Below are 13,008 nucleotides of genomic sequence, written 5' to 3'. Positions count from 1 at the left end.
CCCTGTCGCGATAATAAAGACACATGGTAGCCAAATGACTACCATGTGCAATTAATTAACTCTTCACACGCTTCGCAATAATCTCATCCGCCACATTCCGCGGAGCTTCCGCAAAATGATGGAATTCCATCGTATACGTCGCGCGCCCCTGGGACATCGAGCGCAGCGTGGTGGCATAACCAAACATCTCAGCCAGCGGGACGTCAGCGCGAATAATCTGGCTGCCGTACTGCTCTGCCATCCCCTGCACCAGGCCGCGACGGGAGGAGAGATCGCCCATAATGTTCCCGGCATACTCTTCCGGCGTTTCCACCTCAACGTGCATGACCGGCTCAAGAATAACCGGGTCCGCCCGCCGTGCGCCCTCTTTGAAGCCGAGGATCGCCGCCATGCGGAAGGCCATCTCCGAGGAGTCAACGTCATGGTAAGAACCAAACGTCAGGGTCGCTTTCACATCCACCACCGGATAGCCCGCCAGCACACCCGTATTCATGGCTTCTCGCAACCCTTTTTCCACCGACGGGATGTACTCTCGCGGCACCACCCCGCCTTTGGTGGCATCTTCAAACACAAAACCACACCCGGCTGCTAACGGCTCAAGGCTCAGGACCACATGACCGTACTGCCCTTTCCCGCCGGACTGTCGGACAAATTTACCTTCAATATCCTTCACCGCTTTACGCAGGGTTTCACGGTAGGTGACCTGCGGACGACCAATGTTCGCCTCAACGCCAAACTCGCGCTTCATGCGGTCGACGATGATCTCCAGATGCAGCTCGCCCATCCCGGAGATAATCGTCTGACCGGACTCTTCGTCCGTGTGCAGGCGGAACGACGGATCTTCCGCCGCCAGGCGCTGTAGGGCGATCCCCATTTTCTCCTGATCGGCCTTGGTTTTCGGCTCAATCGCCAACGAAATAACCGGATCCGGGAACTCCATCCGTTCAAGGGTGATCACCGCATTCGGGTCGGTCAGCGTGTCACCGGTGGTGACGTCTTTCAGCCCGACACAGGCTGCGATATCCCCTGCGCGCAGCTCGTCCACCTCATGGCGATCGTTGGCATGCATCAGCACGATGCGCCCGATACGCTCTTTCTTGCCCTTCACCGGGTTGTACACCGCGTCGCCTTTACGCAGTATGCCGGAATAGACGCGGATGAAGGTCAGCTGGCCGACGTACGGATCGCTCATCAGCTTGAAGGCCAGCGCCGAGAACGGTTCATCATCGCTTGGGTGGCGCTCGGCGTGCTGTCCGTCTTCGTCTACCCCATCAATAGCGGGCACGTCCAGTGGAGACGGCATCAATTCAATCACCGCGTCGAGCATGCGCTGCACGCCCTTGTTCTTGAAAGCGCTGCCGCACAGCATGGGCTGTATTTCACCGGAGATAGTCCGGATCCGCAGTCCTTTGATGATTTCCGCTTCATCCAGTTCGCCCGTCTCAAGGTACTTATCCATAAGCTCATCGCTGGCTTCTGCCGCAGACGAGACCATTTTTTCTCGCCACGTCTGGGCGGTACTCAGCAGATCGTCAGGCACCGGCGCGTAGCTAAATGCCATGCCCTGCGTCGCATCGTCCCACAGAATGGTGCGCATCTTGATGAGATCCACCACGCCGGTGAAGTGTTCTTCTGCCCCCACGGGGATCACAATCGGGACAGGATTGGCTTTCAGCCGCTCCTGCATCATCCGCACCACGCGGAAGAAATCTGCGCCCGGGCGGTCCATTTTGTTGACGAATGCCAGACGCGGAACATGATATTTATTCGCCTGACGCCAGACGGTTTCCGACTGCGGCTGCACGCCACCGACGGAGTCATAGACCATTACCGCGCCGTCGAGCACACGCATGGAACGTTCCACCTCAATGGTGAAATCCACGTGCCCGGGGGTGTCGATAATATTGATGCGGTGCGGTTCAAAGCCTCTGTCCATACCAGGCCAGAAACAGCTTACCGCCGCCGACGTAATGGTGATCCCGCGCTCCTGCTCCTGCGCCATCCAGTCGGTGGTTGCCGCGCCATCGTGTACTTCACCCAGCTTGTGGCTCATCCCGGTGTAAAACAGGATGCGCTCAGTGGTGGTTGTTTTGCCCGCATCGATATGCGCGGAGATACCGATGTTGCGATAACGTTCGAGTGGAATGGGTCGGGGCATGTTATTTCCTTAAGTCTTCAAGACTGGTTTGTGACGACCGGGATGGTCGCGTATTCGTTCGTTTGTTATAATAGTCCCATTGTACGAGTATTATCGAACTATATTTTAACGGTTGACCTATTGTTGATATAGCTCAATCTCACGCGAGACGCAGGAAAACGATGATCCCAAACCACCCGGAACCTGAACAAATAGTGTTGGAAAATGTGCTGTTCGCCCTCGGCAACCCGCTGCGATTAGCGATTATTCGCAGGCTGGCCGACGGCAGCGAACTGAGCTGTAACGCGCTGCGCCCGGAAGAGGTGGTGAAATCCACTATGACTCACCACTGGCGCGTGCTGCGCGACAGCGGCGTGATCTGGCAGCGCCCGCAGGGGCGCGAGAATATGATCTCACTGAGAAGAGAGGATCTGGACGCCCGCTTTCCGGGACTGCTGGCGATCCTGCTCCAGGCTAAGTAGCGGCAGCGTCCTCAAGACGATAAACCGGAATGCGCCGTGTTGTTCCGGTAAGGGTGTCGAACACCTCCGTATCGGACGTCACTATTCTCATCCCGGTCTTCCTTAACCGCTGCACGTCGGCGGCTATGCGCTGGAGGCCAAACCAGAAAAGCCCGTCAAGCGCGGTGACCGCAAGCCCCTGTTCCAGCGCCAGCTGGAGGCGCTCGCGGGGGGCTTTCACCTGCTGAGCGATTTGCCGGTAAGGCACTTCCGAACCGCCGGACGCATCGTTCCGCTGAATACGGGTCTTCAGGTGGTAGGTAAATTCATCTGGAATGCCGTTCAAATCCTGTTTAAGGCTGTAAACGCAGCCAAACCGCTTGCCGTTGAACAGGACATTTTTTTGACTGAGCTGGAACTCATTTCTGATGCCATCAATCAGCTGCGGTGCACGGGTAAGAAGTAACCGGAAGGGAAGCTCAAAGCTGGTCACATAATCCACGTTCAGCAGCGCGAGACGCAGCCGCTCTTCTGCCCCGGATTTCTGGTCATGACACTCGCGCATCACCTCGGCCCACTGGCGCGTCAAACGTTCGGGCTCGCCGGCTTCGGTAAGGAGGTATTTTTCAAGATGATAATCGACTCTTCCGGTCATGTGGGGCATCCCGTCAATGTGGATGCGGTAATTCTATCCAGCGCGGCAGGATTTATAAAGGGCGGAGCGCACCGGCACCCGCCCTGACCGACTACTGCTGGATACTCGACCGGTCCGAAATATCGCTGGCAGATAAGGTTCTTGCAGTAGACGCGACCTGTTTTTTGCGTTTATACCGGTCCGGCTGGCCTTCAGGGCGGGTTTTGAACCGGCGATGCAGCCACATATATTGCTCAGGCGCCATCATCACGGCGCGCTCAATCGCTCTGTTCATTTGCGTGGCCACCGACGCTTTATCGCCTCCCTGCAAGGTATCGCTGATATCTTCCAGAATAAGCAGCTCATACCCTGTGCCATCTGCTTTTCGGCGCGGTACAAACGGGATCACGGCCGGTCTGGCACTTTTCACCAGCATGTAGCTCCCGGCAGTTGTCGCGGCTTCCGGGACGGCAAAAAACGGCACAAACACGCTATTCGTTTTGCCATAGTCGTGGTCCGGGGCATACCACAGGATCTCGTTTTGCTTCAGTGCGCGGATCATGCCCTTCAGGTCATAGCGGTCAAGCATGGTTTTATTGGAACGCAGACGACCGCGCGTTTGCAGCCAGTCGAGCAACGCATTATTGTTGGGACGATACACACCAATACCCGCGTTGAGCATGCCAAAGATGCGTGCGCCTAATTCCAGCGTGAGAAAATGCATGCCAATGAGCACCACGCCCCTACCTTGCGCCCGCGCCTGTTCCATATGTTCGTAGCCGGTCACGCTGAAGTGTTTCCGCACGCGCCAGTTAGGCCAGAACCACGCTATCCCGGTTTCGATGACGCCCATTCCAACCGATTCAAAATTACGCTCAAGTAAACGCTCGCGCTCGTCCTCTTTCATATCAGGAAAGCAAAGCTCAAGATTTCGTCTGGCGATCTCCAAGCGGCGTGGAAGCAGGCGCATAGCCAGACGCCCAAGCCTGTGACCTGTTTTCAACAGCAGCGGGTACGGAAGCTGAACCGTGCACCAGAGCGCGGCAATGCCTGCCCAGCTGAGCCAGTAACGAGGATGAATAAAGGCGAGTGAAAACTGAGGTAATTTTGTCATGGAAAAATTATCCTTTTACTTATTTGTACTTAATCTGGTGCAGTTGCAGTGCTTACCTGCTGATTTAACGAATATTGTTCGGAAGGATGAATTGTAGCGGAATCGTTATGGTTTTTATTATCGATTTTTGCGAAAGGGAATAAAAGTGGGGATCGCCGGGTGAAATTGCACCACCCGGCAGGCAAGTTACATCGAATAGCCGGGCTTCTTAATCAGTTCATCCAGTTTCGGGCCGATCTCGGTATCCCAGACCTGCGCCTTCCAGTCAGCTTCCTGAACCTCCTGAAGCGCCACGGAGATTGAGCGATCTTTGCTGTTCAGGTGGCGGGCGATCGCTTCGGCGATATCCGCCGCCAGGGCCGTTTTTTGTTCGTCAGTCAGATCGCGTGGAAAACATTTGATATCAACGTGTGGCATGGGCAGGGCTCCTTTTATAGGTGAGCGTTCCACGTTATCAGATTATATCGTTAGCTTTTAGCACCTTGTGCAGTTCCGGCAGCGCGCAGACGGCATCCGCGACGGCGGTAAAATTAGGCGTGTTGGTGGCAAACCACTCATGGCGTGGACCCCAGGTACGCGCAACGGCAATATAGACGTCAAGCAGCGTCAGCTGTTTGCCAAACGCAAACGGCGAGGCGCTGAGCTGGCTGTCGAACCACAGATAAAGCGATTTTCGGTACTCAATGCAGTTTTTCTTCAACTGTTCCGGGGCATCAGGAACCCAGCGTTCCGGGTAATCTGCATACGTAAAGGTGGGATAGACGTTCGCCACAAACCAGATGAGCAGGCGCTGAAACTGCTGGCGCTCGGCCTGCCCAACGGGCGGCGCGAGGTCGGGACGTCTGTCGAGCACCATCAGGGCGATCGCCGCGGTTTCCGTCACGATCGCCCCGTTTTCCAGCTCCAGCGTCGGCACCTGGCACAGCGGGTTCAGTTTCAACAGCAATTCGCGCTGCGGGCCGGGCTGGTCAAACCCGTCCACGTTGACGAACTGATACGGGATGTCTGCCAGAGTCAGCATCACTTCACTGATTGCCGATCCCCAGCCAGGTACGCCATAGAGTTTGATCATGTTGCCCCCTCAGGGATGAAAACCCTAAGTGTAGAGCACCATTAGTAGGTTATCCCGGGCGGATTAACGTCTGAAGACGTCACCGCTTCGCCCGCTTCCCCCCAGCGCGCCAGCACCTTTTGATACTCCCCGCGCTTAATCGCACCGTCCAGCGCAGCCTGCAACGCATACACCAGCCCATTATCTTTTTTGGTTGTGGTGGCGACATAGGCTTTCTTCGGGCCTAAACCCACGACGCGGGTTTTGCCGGTTAACGCGGCTTTATAGGCCGAAACGGACTGCGGTCCAAAGAACACATCCGCCCTGCCGGACTGAATATAAAGATTGCCTGAGGCGTCGTCGGTCAGGTAAACCGGCAACGCAGGCTCGCGCCCGGCCTTTTTATTCTCTTCGTTCCAGCCCAGCAGAATACGCTCCTGATTGGTGCCAGACCCGACAATCACCTTTTTCCCGGCCAGATCTTTCGCACTGGTGATCGACTGTACGTTGCTGGTGGATTTCACCGAGAAGGCCAGGGAATCGACGCGATAGGTCGCAAAATCGAACTTCTCCTTACGTTGCTCGGTGACGGCGATATTCACCAACGCCACGTCATAGCGCCCGGAAGTGATCCCCAGCGGCCAGTCTTCCCACGCCGTTGGCACCAGCTTCAGCTTCAGCCCCAGACTGCCCGCCAGCAACCGGGCGATATCCGGGTCGCTGCCAATACGGGTGCGGTTATCACTGGCCAGCAGCGCCAGCGGCGGAGAATTCAGGGCTGAAATCGCCACCGTGAGGGTACCCGGCTCAACAAATTTATAGTTCGCCGGGATTTTCGCCACTGCCTGTTGATCAACCGTCACCGGCAGCGGCTGTTCGTTGGCCTTTAAATCAATGCTGGCGTGGCTCGCCGTCGTGAAGACCAGCCCCGCCAGGAGTCCATATTTCATCTGCGCTCCTTACAGCACTTTTGAGAGGAACTGGCGCGTTCGCGGATGAGACGGTCGGTTTAACACGTCGTCGCTGCTGCCCTGCTCCACAATTTTACCGTCGACCATAAATACCACCTGGTCCGCCACTTCCCGGGCAAAGCCGATCTCATGGGTGACCACCACCAGCGTAGTGCCGGAACGGGCGAGTTTTTTAATCACGTCCAGCACTTCGCCAACCAGTTCCGGATCCAGCGCCGAGGTTGGTTCATCAAACAGCATCACGCGCGGGCGCAGCGCAAGCGCGCGGGCAATGGCGATACGCTGCTGCTGGCCGCCGGAGAGGTGACGCGACCAGGCATCGGCTTTATCGCGCAGTCCTACCACATCCAGCAGGCTGTAGGCGTTTTCAACAGCCTCTTTTTTACTGAACTTTTTATGCGCGATGGGTGCTTCAATCAGGTTTTCCAGCACCGTGAGATGCGGAAAAAGATTGAAGTTCTGAAACACGTACCCAACGTTGACGCGCTGTTTGAGGATCTCTCTCTCTTTTAGTTCGTAGAGTTTGTCACCCTGACGGCGATAGCCGATGTAATCCCCGTCAATCTGAATAAAGCCTTCGTCTACGCGCTCCAGATGGTTAATGGCGCGCAGCAGCGTCGATTTTCCCGATCCAGAGGGGCCGAGGATCACCGTCACGGAGCCCGGCGGGATCTCAAGCGTGACGTTATCGAGCGCTTTATGTCGGCCAAAAAACTTACTGACGCCGGTAATGGAAATGTGTCCTTCAGGAGAGGCTTGCATGAACAGGCTCCTGTGCTGGCGAAGTGGTGACCGAACGCGAGCGACTCGCCGCCCGGTTCTGGTTTACGGCGGAGCGGCGCTCGCTGCGGGCGAGTCCACGCTCAATAACATGCTGGATGGCAGACAGTACGGTGGTGATCACCAGATACCAGACGGCCCCCACCATCAACAGCGGGATCACCTCCTGGGTGCGGTTGTAGATCATCTGGATCGTGTAGAACAGTTCCGGCATCGCCAGCACATACACCATCGCCGTCCCTTTTGCGAGGCTGATAATTTCGTTAAACCCGGACGGCAGGATGGTGCGCAGCGCCTGCGGGAGAATTATGCGCACGGTGCGACGCCACGCCGGCAGACCTAGCGCAGCGGCCGCCTCATACTGACCGTGGTCGACCCCAAGGAAGCCCCCGCGAATGATCTCCGCAGTATAGGCGCTCTGCACCAGAGTCAGCCCCACGATGGCGGTAGAAAACTGCCCGAGAACGTTGATGGTTTCAAAGCTGCCCCAGGTAATGCCGGTAAAAGGCACGCCGAGAGAGAGCGTGTCGTAGAGATAGGAGAAGTTATAGAGGATAATCAGCACCACGATCAGCGGCAGCGATCGGAACAGCCAGATGTAACCCCACGCCAGGCTGCTCAACAGCCATGATGACGAGAGCCGCGCCAGCGCCAGCATGCCGCCAATCACCACGCTCAGTACAGTGCTTATCAACGTCAGCAGCAGCGTCTGGCCGACGCCTTCGAGGATCACCGGGTCGAAGAACCAGCGGGCAAATACCGCCCACTCCCAGCGCGGATTAAAGGCCACGGACTGGATCACGACCGCCAGCACAAACAGCGCCACCACGGCGCCAGCAGCGCGCAGCGGATAACGTGCCGGGACCACTTTTATGGTTTCAACGTTGCTCATCGTCGCTCCTTATGCGGTTTTGCTGAGCGCTTCGCGGATCAGCGTCTTGGTGAAACGCAGCCGACCGTCGAACGGCGGCTGGCTGTACTCTTCCGGGTCGCGGTTGAGATCGAACTGCGGCTGATACCCCTGGCTGAGATAGAGCCGCACCGCCTCCGGCTGACGAAACCCCGTGGTCAGGTAGATGTGGCTGTAGCCCGCCAGCACCGCCCGGCGCTCCAGCTCCTGTACCACGCGCGCGGCCAGCCCCTGCTGGCGCAGCGTTTTATTCGTCCAGATACGTTTGATCTCTGCGGTATGTTCGTCGAAGGGCTTATACGCCCCGGTGGCGATGATCTCGCCATCGCGCTCCAGTACGATAAACAGCCCCTGCGGCGCCAGGTACCACTCTGTCAGCTCGACTTCCGCATCCTTTGAAAAGTAGTCGCCGTAACGAGCAGCGTATTCACCAAAAAGCCCCTCGATAATGGGCTGAAGATCGGTATCTTCTGGCGAAACGTCACGAAATTGTTCGCGCATAGCGCCTCCTTAATCGCCCAGACCCGCCGGGTTAACTTCGGAACTGGGGATACGCTCCACGCCTTCCCCCCAGCGGTTCAGCACCTTGTCGTAATCTCCGTTCTTGATCGCGCCATTCAGCGCGGTTTGAACCGGTTCGACCAGGCCGCTGCCTTTTTTCAGCGTCACCGCGATATGCGCTGCCTTCGGCCAGCCGCCATCGACGCTGCCGACCAGTTTGGTTTTACCGTTAAGCGCCGCTTTCCAGGCACCGATCACGTTCGGGCCAAAGTAGGCGTCCGCGCGTCCGGACTGAAGTGCCAGCGTTTGGGCCGCGTCGTCTTTGGTGTAGATCGGCATAAAGGGTTTAAGCCCTTTTTTGAGGTTCTCTTCGTTCCATGCCAGCAGGATGGCCTCCTGGTTGGTGCCGGAACCCACGATGATGCGCAGCCCGGCGATATCCTCTGCCTTCACAAGCGAGTTGATCGGACTGGTGGATTTCACGTAGAAGCCAAGTGAATCCTTGCGGTAGGTGGCGAAGTCGAACTTCTCTTTGCGCGCTTTAGTGACGGTGATGTTGCTGATAGCCGCGTCGTATTTCCCGGAGGCAACCCCCAACGGCCAGTCCTCCCAGGAGGTGGGCACCACGTTCAGCTCCAGTCCGAGGCTGTCCGCTACCAGACGCGCGATGTCGACCTCACTTCCCAGCAGAGTTTTGTTGCCGTCGGAAAAGACCGTCAGTGGCGGTTGATTCAGTCCCGCCACCGCCACGGTAAATTTCCCCGGCACGGCAAAACGATAGTCTTTCGGCAGTTGCGCGATCGCATCGCTGTTTTTGGCGGTATTGATCGGCGTTTTATTGGCCTCAATGCTCACGCCGGTGCCGTTAATATTGACGTTCTCTGCCCAGACGGCAGGGGTAAAGGCCAGCGCAAGCGCCAGAATAAGCGATGATTTCTGCATAGCGTTTTTCTCTTTTATTGTTGTGTGAACTGATTTTTGGGCTCGTCTAAGCCCAGACTTTCGCGCAGCGTGGTGCCGGGATAGTCGGTGCGGAACAGGCCACGCGCCTGTAAAACGGGCACCACCTGGTCAACAAAGCGCGGGAAGGTGTCCGGCGTGCCGCCCTGAATGATGAAGCCATCCGCCGCCTTCTCTTCGAACCAGGCCTGTAAACCATCAGCCACCTGCTCCGGTGTGCCGGAAAAACGCGGGCGCGGCGATGCGGCTTCCAGCGCGACCTGACGCAGAGTTAAGTTGCGCTCACGGGCGTTACGCTTGATTTCATCGGTGGTGCTGCGGAAGCTGTTTTTGCCCAAATCGCCAATATCCGGGAACGGCGCGTCGAGGGGATACTGGCTGAAGTCGTGATGCTCGAAATATCGTCCGAGGTAATTCAGCGCATCATTAATGGAGACCAGTGCCGCCGTAGTTTGATACTGGTTTTCTACGTCATCGGCGTCGTTTCCAACAATCACGCTGACGCCCTGGAATATATGTAAATCCCCTGCGCGACGGCCGTGACTTTCCAGCTGCTGTTTAACATCGCGGTAAAAAGCCTGGGCTTCTTCCCGCGTGTCATGGTGGGTAAAGATGGCGTCAGCGTGTTTTGCCGCCAGCTTTTTACCGTCGTCGGACGCGCCAGCCTGAAAGACAATCGGACGTCCCTGCGGCGTGCGGCCAATATTCAGCGGGCCGGAAACCTGGAAGAAATCACCGTGGTGATCAAGAGTATGCAGTTTCGACGCATCAAAGAACTGTCCGCTCTCTTTATTGCGGATAAAGGCATCCCCTTCCCAGGAATCCCACAGCCCCTTCACCACGTCGAGATACTCATCGGCAATGCGGTAGCGCAGCGCATGCTCCGGGTGTTTTTCACGTGAGAAGTTCTTCGCTGACCCTTCCAGCGGTGAGGTCACCACGTTCCAGCCCGCGCGTCCGTTGCTCAGGTGATCGAGGCTGGCGAACTGGCGTGCAACGGTGAAGGGCTCGCTGTAGGAGGTGGACAACGTGCCGACCAGTCCCAGGCGCGAGGTGATACTCGCCAGCGCGGACAACACCGTCAGCGGCTCAAAGCGGTTTAAAAAATGCGGAATGGATTTCTCGTTAATATAAAGACCGTCGGCCACAAATATAAAGTCGAGCTTGCCCTCTTCTGCTTTTAAAGCCGTTTCTTTAACGAAATCAAAATTAATGCTGGCATCCGCGACCGCCGCGGGATGGCGCCAGGCAGACATATTACCGGATGCACCATGCAAAATGGTCCCCAGCCGCAATTGACGATGTGCAGTCATATTCACCTCAAATTAATTAAACGTGTTGCAGGGCTTTTTCCGCGAGCTGAGCAAAATAGCGGGCAGCGGGTTCGATTAATGCTTCGTCCGGGTTAAATGCCGGGTGATGTAACCCAAACGGACTGTTGCTGCCAATGCTGACAAACGCGCCGGGTATGTTTTGCAGATAGACCGCGAAATCCTCCCCGCCCATGTGCAGTTCCGCATACCGGGTTTCATATCCCGCTTCGCGCGCGACCGAGGTGGCAAACACGGCCCAGTGCTCATCGTTCACCAGCGCGGTGGGCCCGGCGTACCAGGTGATGTTGATCTGCGCGCTAAAGGCGCTGGCAAATCCGGCGGCGATTTCACCGACGCGCGCTTTCACGTTCTGCTGCACTTCCGTGCGGTGCGTGCGCAGCGTGCCCTCCAGCTCAACGCTTTCCGGCAGCACATTCCAGGTATTCCCCCCGGCGATGCGCGTCACACTCAGAACAACCGAATCCAGCGTGTTGACGTTACGGCTGGCTACGCTTTGCAGCGCTGTTACCAGCTGGCTTGCCAGCACGATGGCGTCGTTGCCTTCATGGGGACGTGCGGCATGAGCGCCTTTGCCGGTCACGTGAATAACGAAGCGATCAACGTTGGCATAGAACGGGCCGCCGCGCGTGGCAAACTCGCCGACCGGCAGTGACGGCTCGTTATGCATCCCGAAAATCGCGCGTACGTCGCGTAACGCCCCGGCACGCACCATGCTTTTCGCTCCGCCGAAATTTTCTTCCGCAGGCTGGAACAGGATCCGCACGCGACCGTTGAGCGAGGCTTCCCGCTCTTTCAGCTTTAGCGCGGCGCCGAGGATCACGCTGGTGTGAATGTCGTGTCCGCAGGCATGCATCACCCCGGCACGCCGGGAGCTAAACGGCACCCCGCTGCGCTCGTCGATGGGTAACGCGTCGATATCGGCGCGCAGCGCAACCAGTGCGTTGCCCGTGCCGATCTCCGCAACCAGCCCGGTCTGGAGATCGTAAGGCAGCGGCGCAATCCCGGCTGCCGTCAGCCACTCGCGCAGGCGGGCCGTTGTTTCGACCTCCTGACCGGAGAGTTCAGGGTTCTGGTGCAGCTCACGGCGCCAGGCAATCAGTTGTTCGCTAAAGCTCATACGGTAACCTCCCTGTTAAGACGCGCCTCGGCCAGCAGTCGCAGGGACTGCACGCGCGTTGCGCCATCAGCGACCGGCGTGTCGATGATAAATTCGTCAATCCCCCACTGCTGATGCAGCGCGTTGAGCTGTTCATGCACCGACGCCGCCGTTCCGGCCAGCAGAGACTGCGCCCGACGCGCGATGCGCACCGGTTCACTCCCCGCCTGCCGCGCAAAGGCGTAGGCCTGTTCTTCGCTGGCGACGGTGACGCGCTGTCCGTTTGCCAGCTCCACGCCCCACACTTCAACCTTCTGCGCCAGCGCATCGGCCTCAGCCTGGGTTGGGGCAACAATGGCCTGCACGGCCACAATCACCTCCCGGACGCTGTGTTGACGCCAGGCTGTGACGACGTCGCGCAGCAGCTCAGGGTCACCATTCAGATGGGCGGCAAAGACAAAATGCCAGTCGAGGGAGGCCGCCAGCAGCGCGCTTTCGGTACTGGCGCCCAGCAGAAATCCCCGGGCAGCCACCGGCGGCAGCGGCGTGGCGCGAACGTCCTCCTCCGCTGACTGATTTTCAGGGCGGATCCAGCGATCAAGCTGCGTCAGTTGGTCCGCAAAGCTGCCTTTTTCCTGCGGATTTAGGCCGTACTGCAAGGCGCGGGTAGAGAGCGGCAGACCGCCGGGCGCTTTGCCAACGCCCAGATCAACCCGGCCCGGCGCAATGGCGGCCAGTACGTTAAAATTTTCGGCGACTTTGTAGGGGCTGTAATGTTGCAGCATGACGCCGCCTGAACCCACGCGAATACGCTTTGTTTGCCCGAGGATCCAGGCAATCAGCAGCTCCGGCGAGGGGCTGGCAAGCTGCGGGGTATTGTGGTGTTCGGCAATCCAGAAGCGGTGATAACCCAGCGTTTCTGCCTGCTGCGCCAGTGCTAAGGTTCGCGCCAGCGCATCGGCGGCTGTTTCGTGTTCTGCGACGGGGCTTTTATCCAGAATGCTGATTCGCCATGACATGTTGCGTTCTCGTTTGACTTAACATGTCGTCATTATTAAA

At 57.7% G+C, this 13,008-nt stretch carries 12 protein-coding genes and 1 pseudogene; 1 reads left to right on the top strand and 12 read right to left on the bottom strand.

The window, feature by feature from the left end:
* Positions 1-55 precede the first annotated feature (55 nt).
* The gene (gene fusA, locus CU081_RS15990; RefSeq protein WP_022651232.1) at positions 56-2,158 is read right to left on the bottom strand and encodes an elongation factor G; all 2,103 of its coding nucleotides are present in this window, start codon (positions 2,156-2,158) and stop codon (positions 56-58) included.
* Positions 2,159-2,319: 161 nt separating this feature from the next.
* Between fusA and CU081_RS15985 the strand changes: the two genes are divergently transcribed.
* Positions 2,320-2,619, top strand: coding sequence for an ArsR/SmtB family transcription factor (locus CU081_RS15985; RefSeq protein ID WP_000612740.1), 300 nt, complete (start codon positions 2,320-2,322; stop codon positions 2,617-2,619).
* Here CU081_RS15985 and CU081_RS15980 read toward each other — a convergent pair.
* The 11 genes and pseudogenes from CU081_RS15980 to CU081_RS15925 form a co-directional block, all read right to left on the bottom strand.
* The gene (locus CU081_RS15980) at positions 2,612-3,253 is read right to left on the bottom strand and encodes a hypothetical protein (RefSeq protein ID WP_022651233.1); all 642 of its coding nucleotides are present in this window, start codon (positions 3,251-3,253) and stop codon (positions 2,612-2,614) included. The two genes, CU081_RS15985 and CU081_RS15980, sit on opposite strands and share 8 nt — an antisense overlap.
* Before the next feature lie 91 nt (positions 3,254-3,344).
* Positions 3,345-4,346 (bottom strand): Kdo(2)-lipid IV(A) acyltransferase, encoded by a 1,002-nt coding sequence (locus CU081_RS15975; protein WP_022651234.1) that lies wholly within the window; start codon positions 4,344-4,346, stop codon positions 3,345-3,347.
* A 186-nt stretch (positions 4,347-4,532) separates the two neighbouring features.
* Positions 4,533-4,763, bottom strand: coding sequence for a tautomerase PptA (gene pptA, locus CU081_RS15970; protein WP_003857012.1), 231 nt, complete (start codon positions 4,761-4,763; stop codon positions 4,533-4,535).
* Between the two features lie 37 nt (positions 4,764-4,800).
* Positions 4,801-5,418, bottom strand: coding sequence for a glutathione S-transferase family protein (locus tag CU081_RS15965; RefSeq protein WP_022651235.1), 618 nt, complete (start codon positions 5,416-5,418; stop codon positions 4,801-4,803).
* Positions 5,419-5,459: 41 nt separating this feature from the next.
* Positions 5,460-6,347, bottom strand: coding sequence for an ABC transporter substrate-binding protein (locus CU081_RS15960; RefSeq protein WP_022651236.1), 888 nt, complete (start codon positions 6,345-6,347; stop codon positions 5,460-5,462).
* A gap of 9 nt (positions 6,348-6,356) precedes the next feature.
* The gene (locus tag CU081_RS15955) at positions 6,357-7,130 is read right to left on the bottom strand and encodes an amino acid ABC transporter ATP-binding protein (protein WP_003857007.1); all 774 of its coding nucleotides are present in this window, start codon (positions 7,128-7,130) and stop codon (positions 6,357-6,359) included.
* Positions 7,114-8,040, bottom strand: a complete 927-nt coding sequence (locus CU081_RS15950; protein WP_003857005.1) for an amino acid ABC transporter permease — start codon at positions 8,038-8,040, stop codon at positions 7,114-7,116. Before CU081_RS15950 ends, CU081_RS15955 begins: the two co-directional genes overlap by 17 nt.
* 9 nt (positions 8,041-8,049) lie before the next feature.
* Complete coding sequence (locus tag CU081_RS15945) at positions 8,050-8,559, bottom strand: GNAT family N-acetyltransferase (protein WP_022651238.1); 510 nt, start codon at positions 8,557-8,559, stop codon at positions 8,050-8,052.
* Between the two features lie 9 nt (positions 8,560-8,568).
* Positions 8,569-10,832: pseudogene (locus tag CU081_RS26610) on the bottom strand (NtaA/DmoA family FMN-dependent monooxygenase).
* A 16-nt stretch (positions 10,833-10,848) separates the two neighbouring features.
* Complete coding sequence (locus tag CU081_RS15930; RefSeq protein WP_022651241.1) at positions 10,849-11,970, bottom strand: amidohydrolase; 1,122 nt, start codon at positions 11,968-11,970, stop codon at positions 10,849-10,851.
* Positions 11,967-12,968, bottom strand: coding sequence for an LLM class flavin-dependent oxidoreductase (locus CU081_RS15925; RefSeq protein WP_003856995.1), 1,002 nt, complete (start codon positions 12,966-12,968; stop codon positions 11,967-11,969). Before CU081_RS15925 ends, CU081_RS15930 begins: the two co-directional genes overlap by 4 nt.
* Positions 12,969-13,008: the final 40 nt, after the last annotated feature.

The organism is Enterobacter sp. CRENT-193, assembly GCF_002787395.1.
GTDB lineage: Bacteria > Pseudomonadota > Gammaproteobacteria > Enterobacterales > Enterobacteriaceae > Enterobacter > Enterobacter hormaechei_C.
Note: the sequence above shows the minus strand (reverse complement) of the source record. Positions and strands in the feature narration are given on the sequence as shown.

Excerpts from the sequence above, each read along its gene's own strand:
- fusA (WP_022651232.1), bottom strand. The coding sequence starts at position 2,158 with ATGCCCCGACCCATTCCACTCGAACGTTATCGCAACATCGGTATCTCC.
- CU081_RS15985 (WP_000612740.1), top strand. The coding sequence starts at position 2,320 with ATGATCCCAAACCACCCGGAACCTGAACAAATAGTGTTGGAAAATGTG.
- CU081_RS15980 (WP_022651233.1), bottom strand. The coding sequence starts at position 3,253 with ATGACCGGAAGAGTCGATTATCATCTTGAAAAATACCTCCTTACCGAA.
- CU081_RS15975 (WP_022651234.1), bottom strand. The coding sequence starts at position 4,346 with ATGACAAAATTACCTCAGTTTTCACTCGCCTTTATTCATCCTCGTTAC.
- pptA (WP_003857012.1), bottom strand. The coding sequence starts at position 4,763 with ATGCCACACGTTGATATCAAATGTTTTCCACGCGATCTGACTGACGAA.
- CU081_RS15965 (WP_022651235.1), bottom strand. The coding sequence starts at position 5,418 with ATGATCAAACTCTATGGCGTACCTGGCTGGGGATCGGCAATCAGTGAA.
- CU081_RS15960 (WP_022651236.1), bottom strand. The coding sequence starts at position 6,347 with ATGAAATATGGACTCCTGGCGGGGCTGGTCTTCACGACGGCGAGCCAC.
- CU081_RS15955 (WP_003857007.1), bottom strand. The coding sequence starts at position 7,130 with ATGCAAGCCTCTCCTGAAGGACACATTTCCATTACCGGCGTCAGTAAG.
- CU081_RS15950 (WP_003857005.1), bottom strand. The coding sequence starts at position 8,040 with ATGAGCAACGTTGAAACCATAAAAGTGGTCCCGGCACGTTATCCGCTG.
- CU081_RS15945 (WP_022651238.1), bottom strand. The coding sequence starts at position 8,559 with ATGCGCGAACAATTTCGTGACGTTTCGCCAGAAGATACCGATCTTCAG.
- CU081_RS15930 (WP_022651241.1), bottom strand. The coding sequence starts at position 11,970 with ATGAGCTTTAGCGAACAACTGATTGCCTGGCGCCGTGAGCTGCACCAG.
- CU081_RS15925 (WP_003856995.1), bottom strand. The coding sequence starts at position 12,968 with ATGTCATGGCGAATCAGCATTCTGGATAAAAGCCCCGTCGCAGAACAC.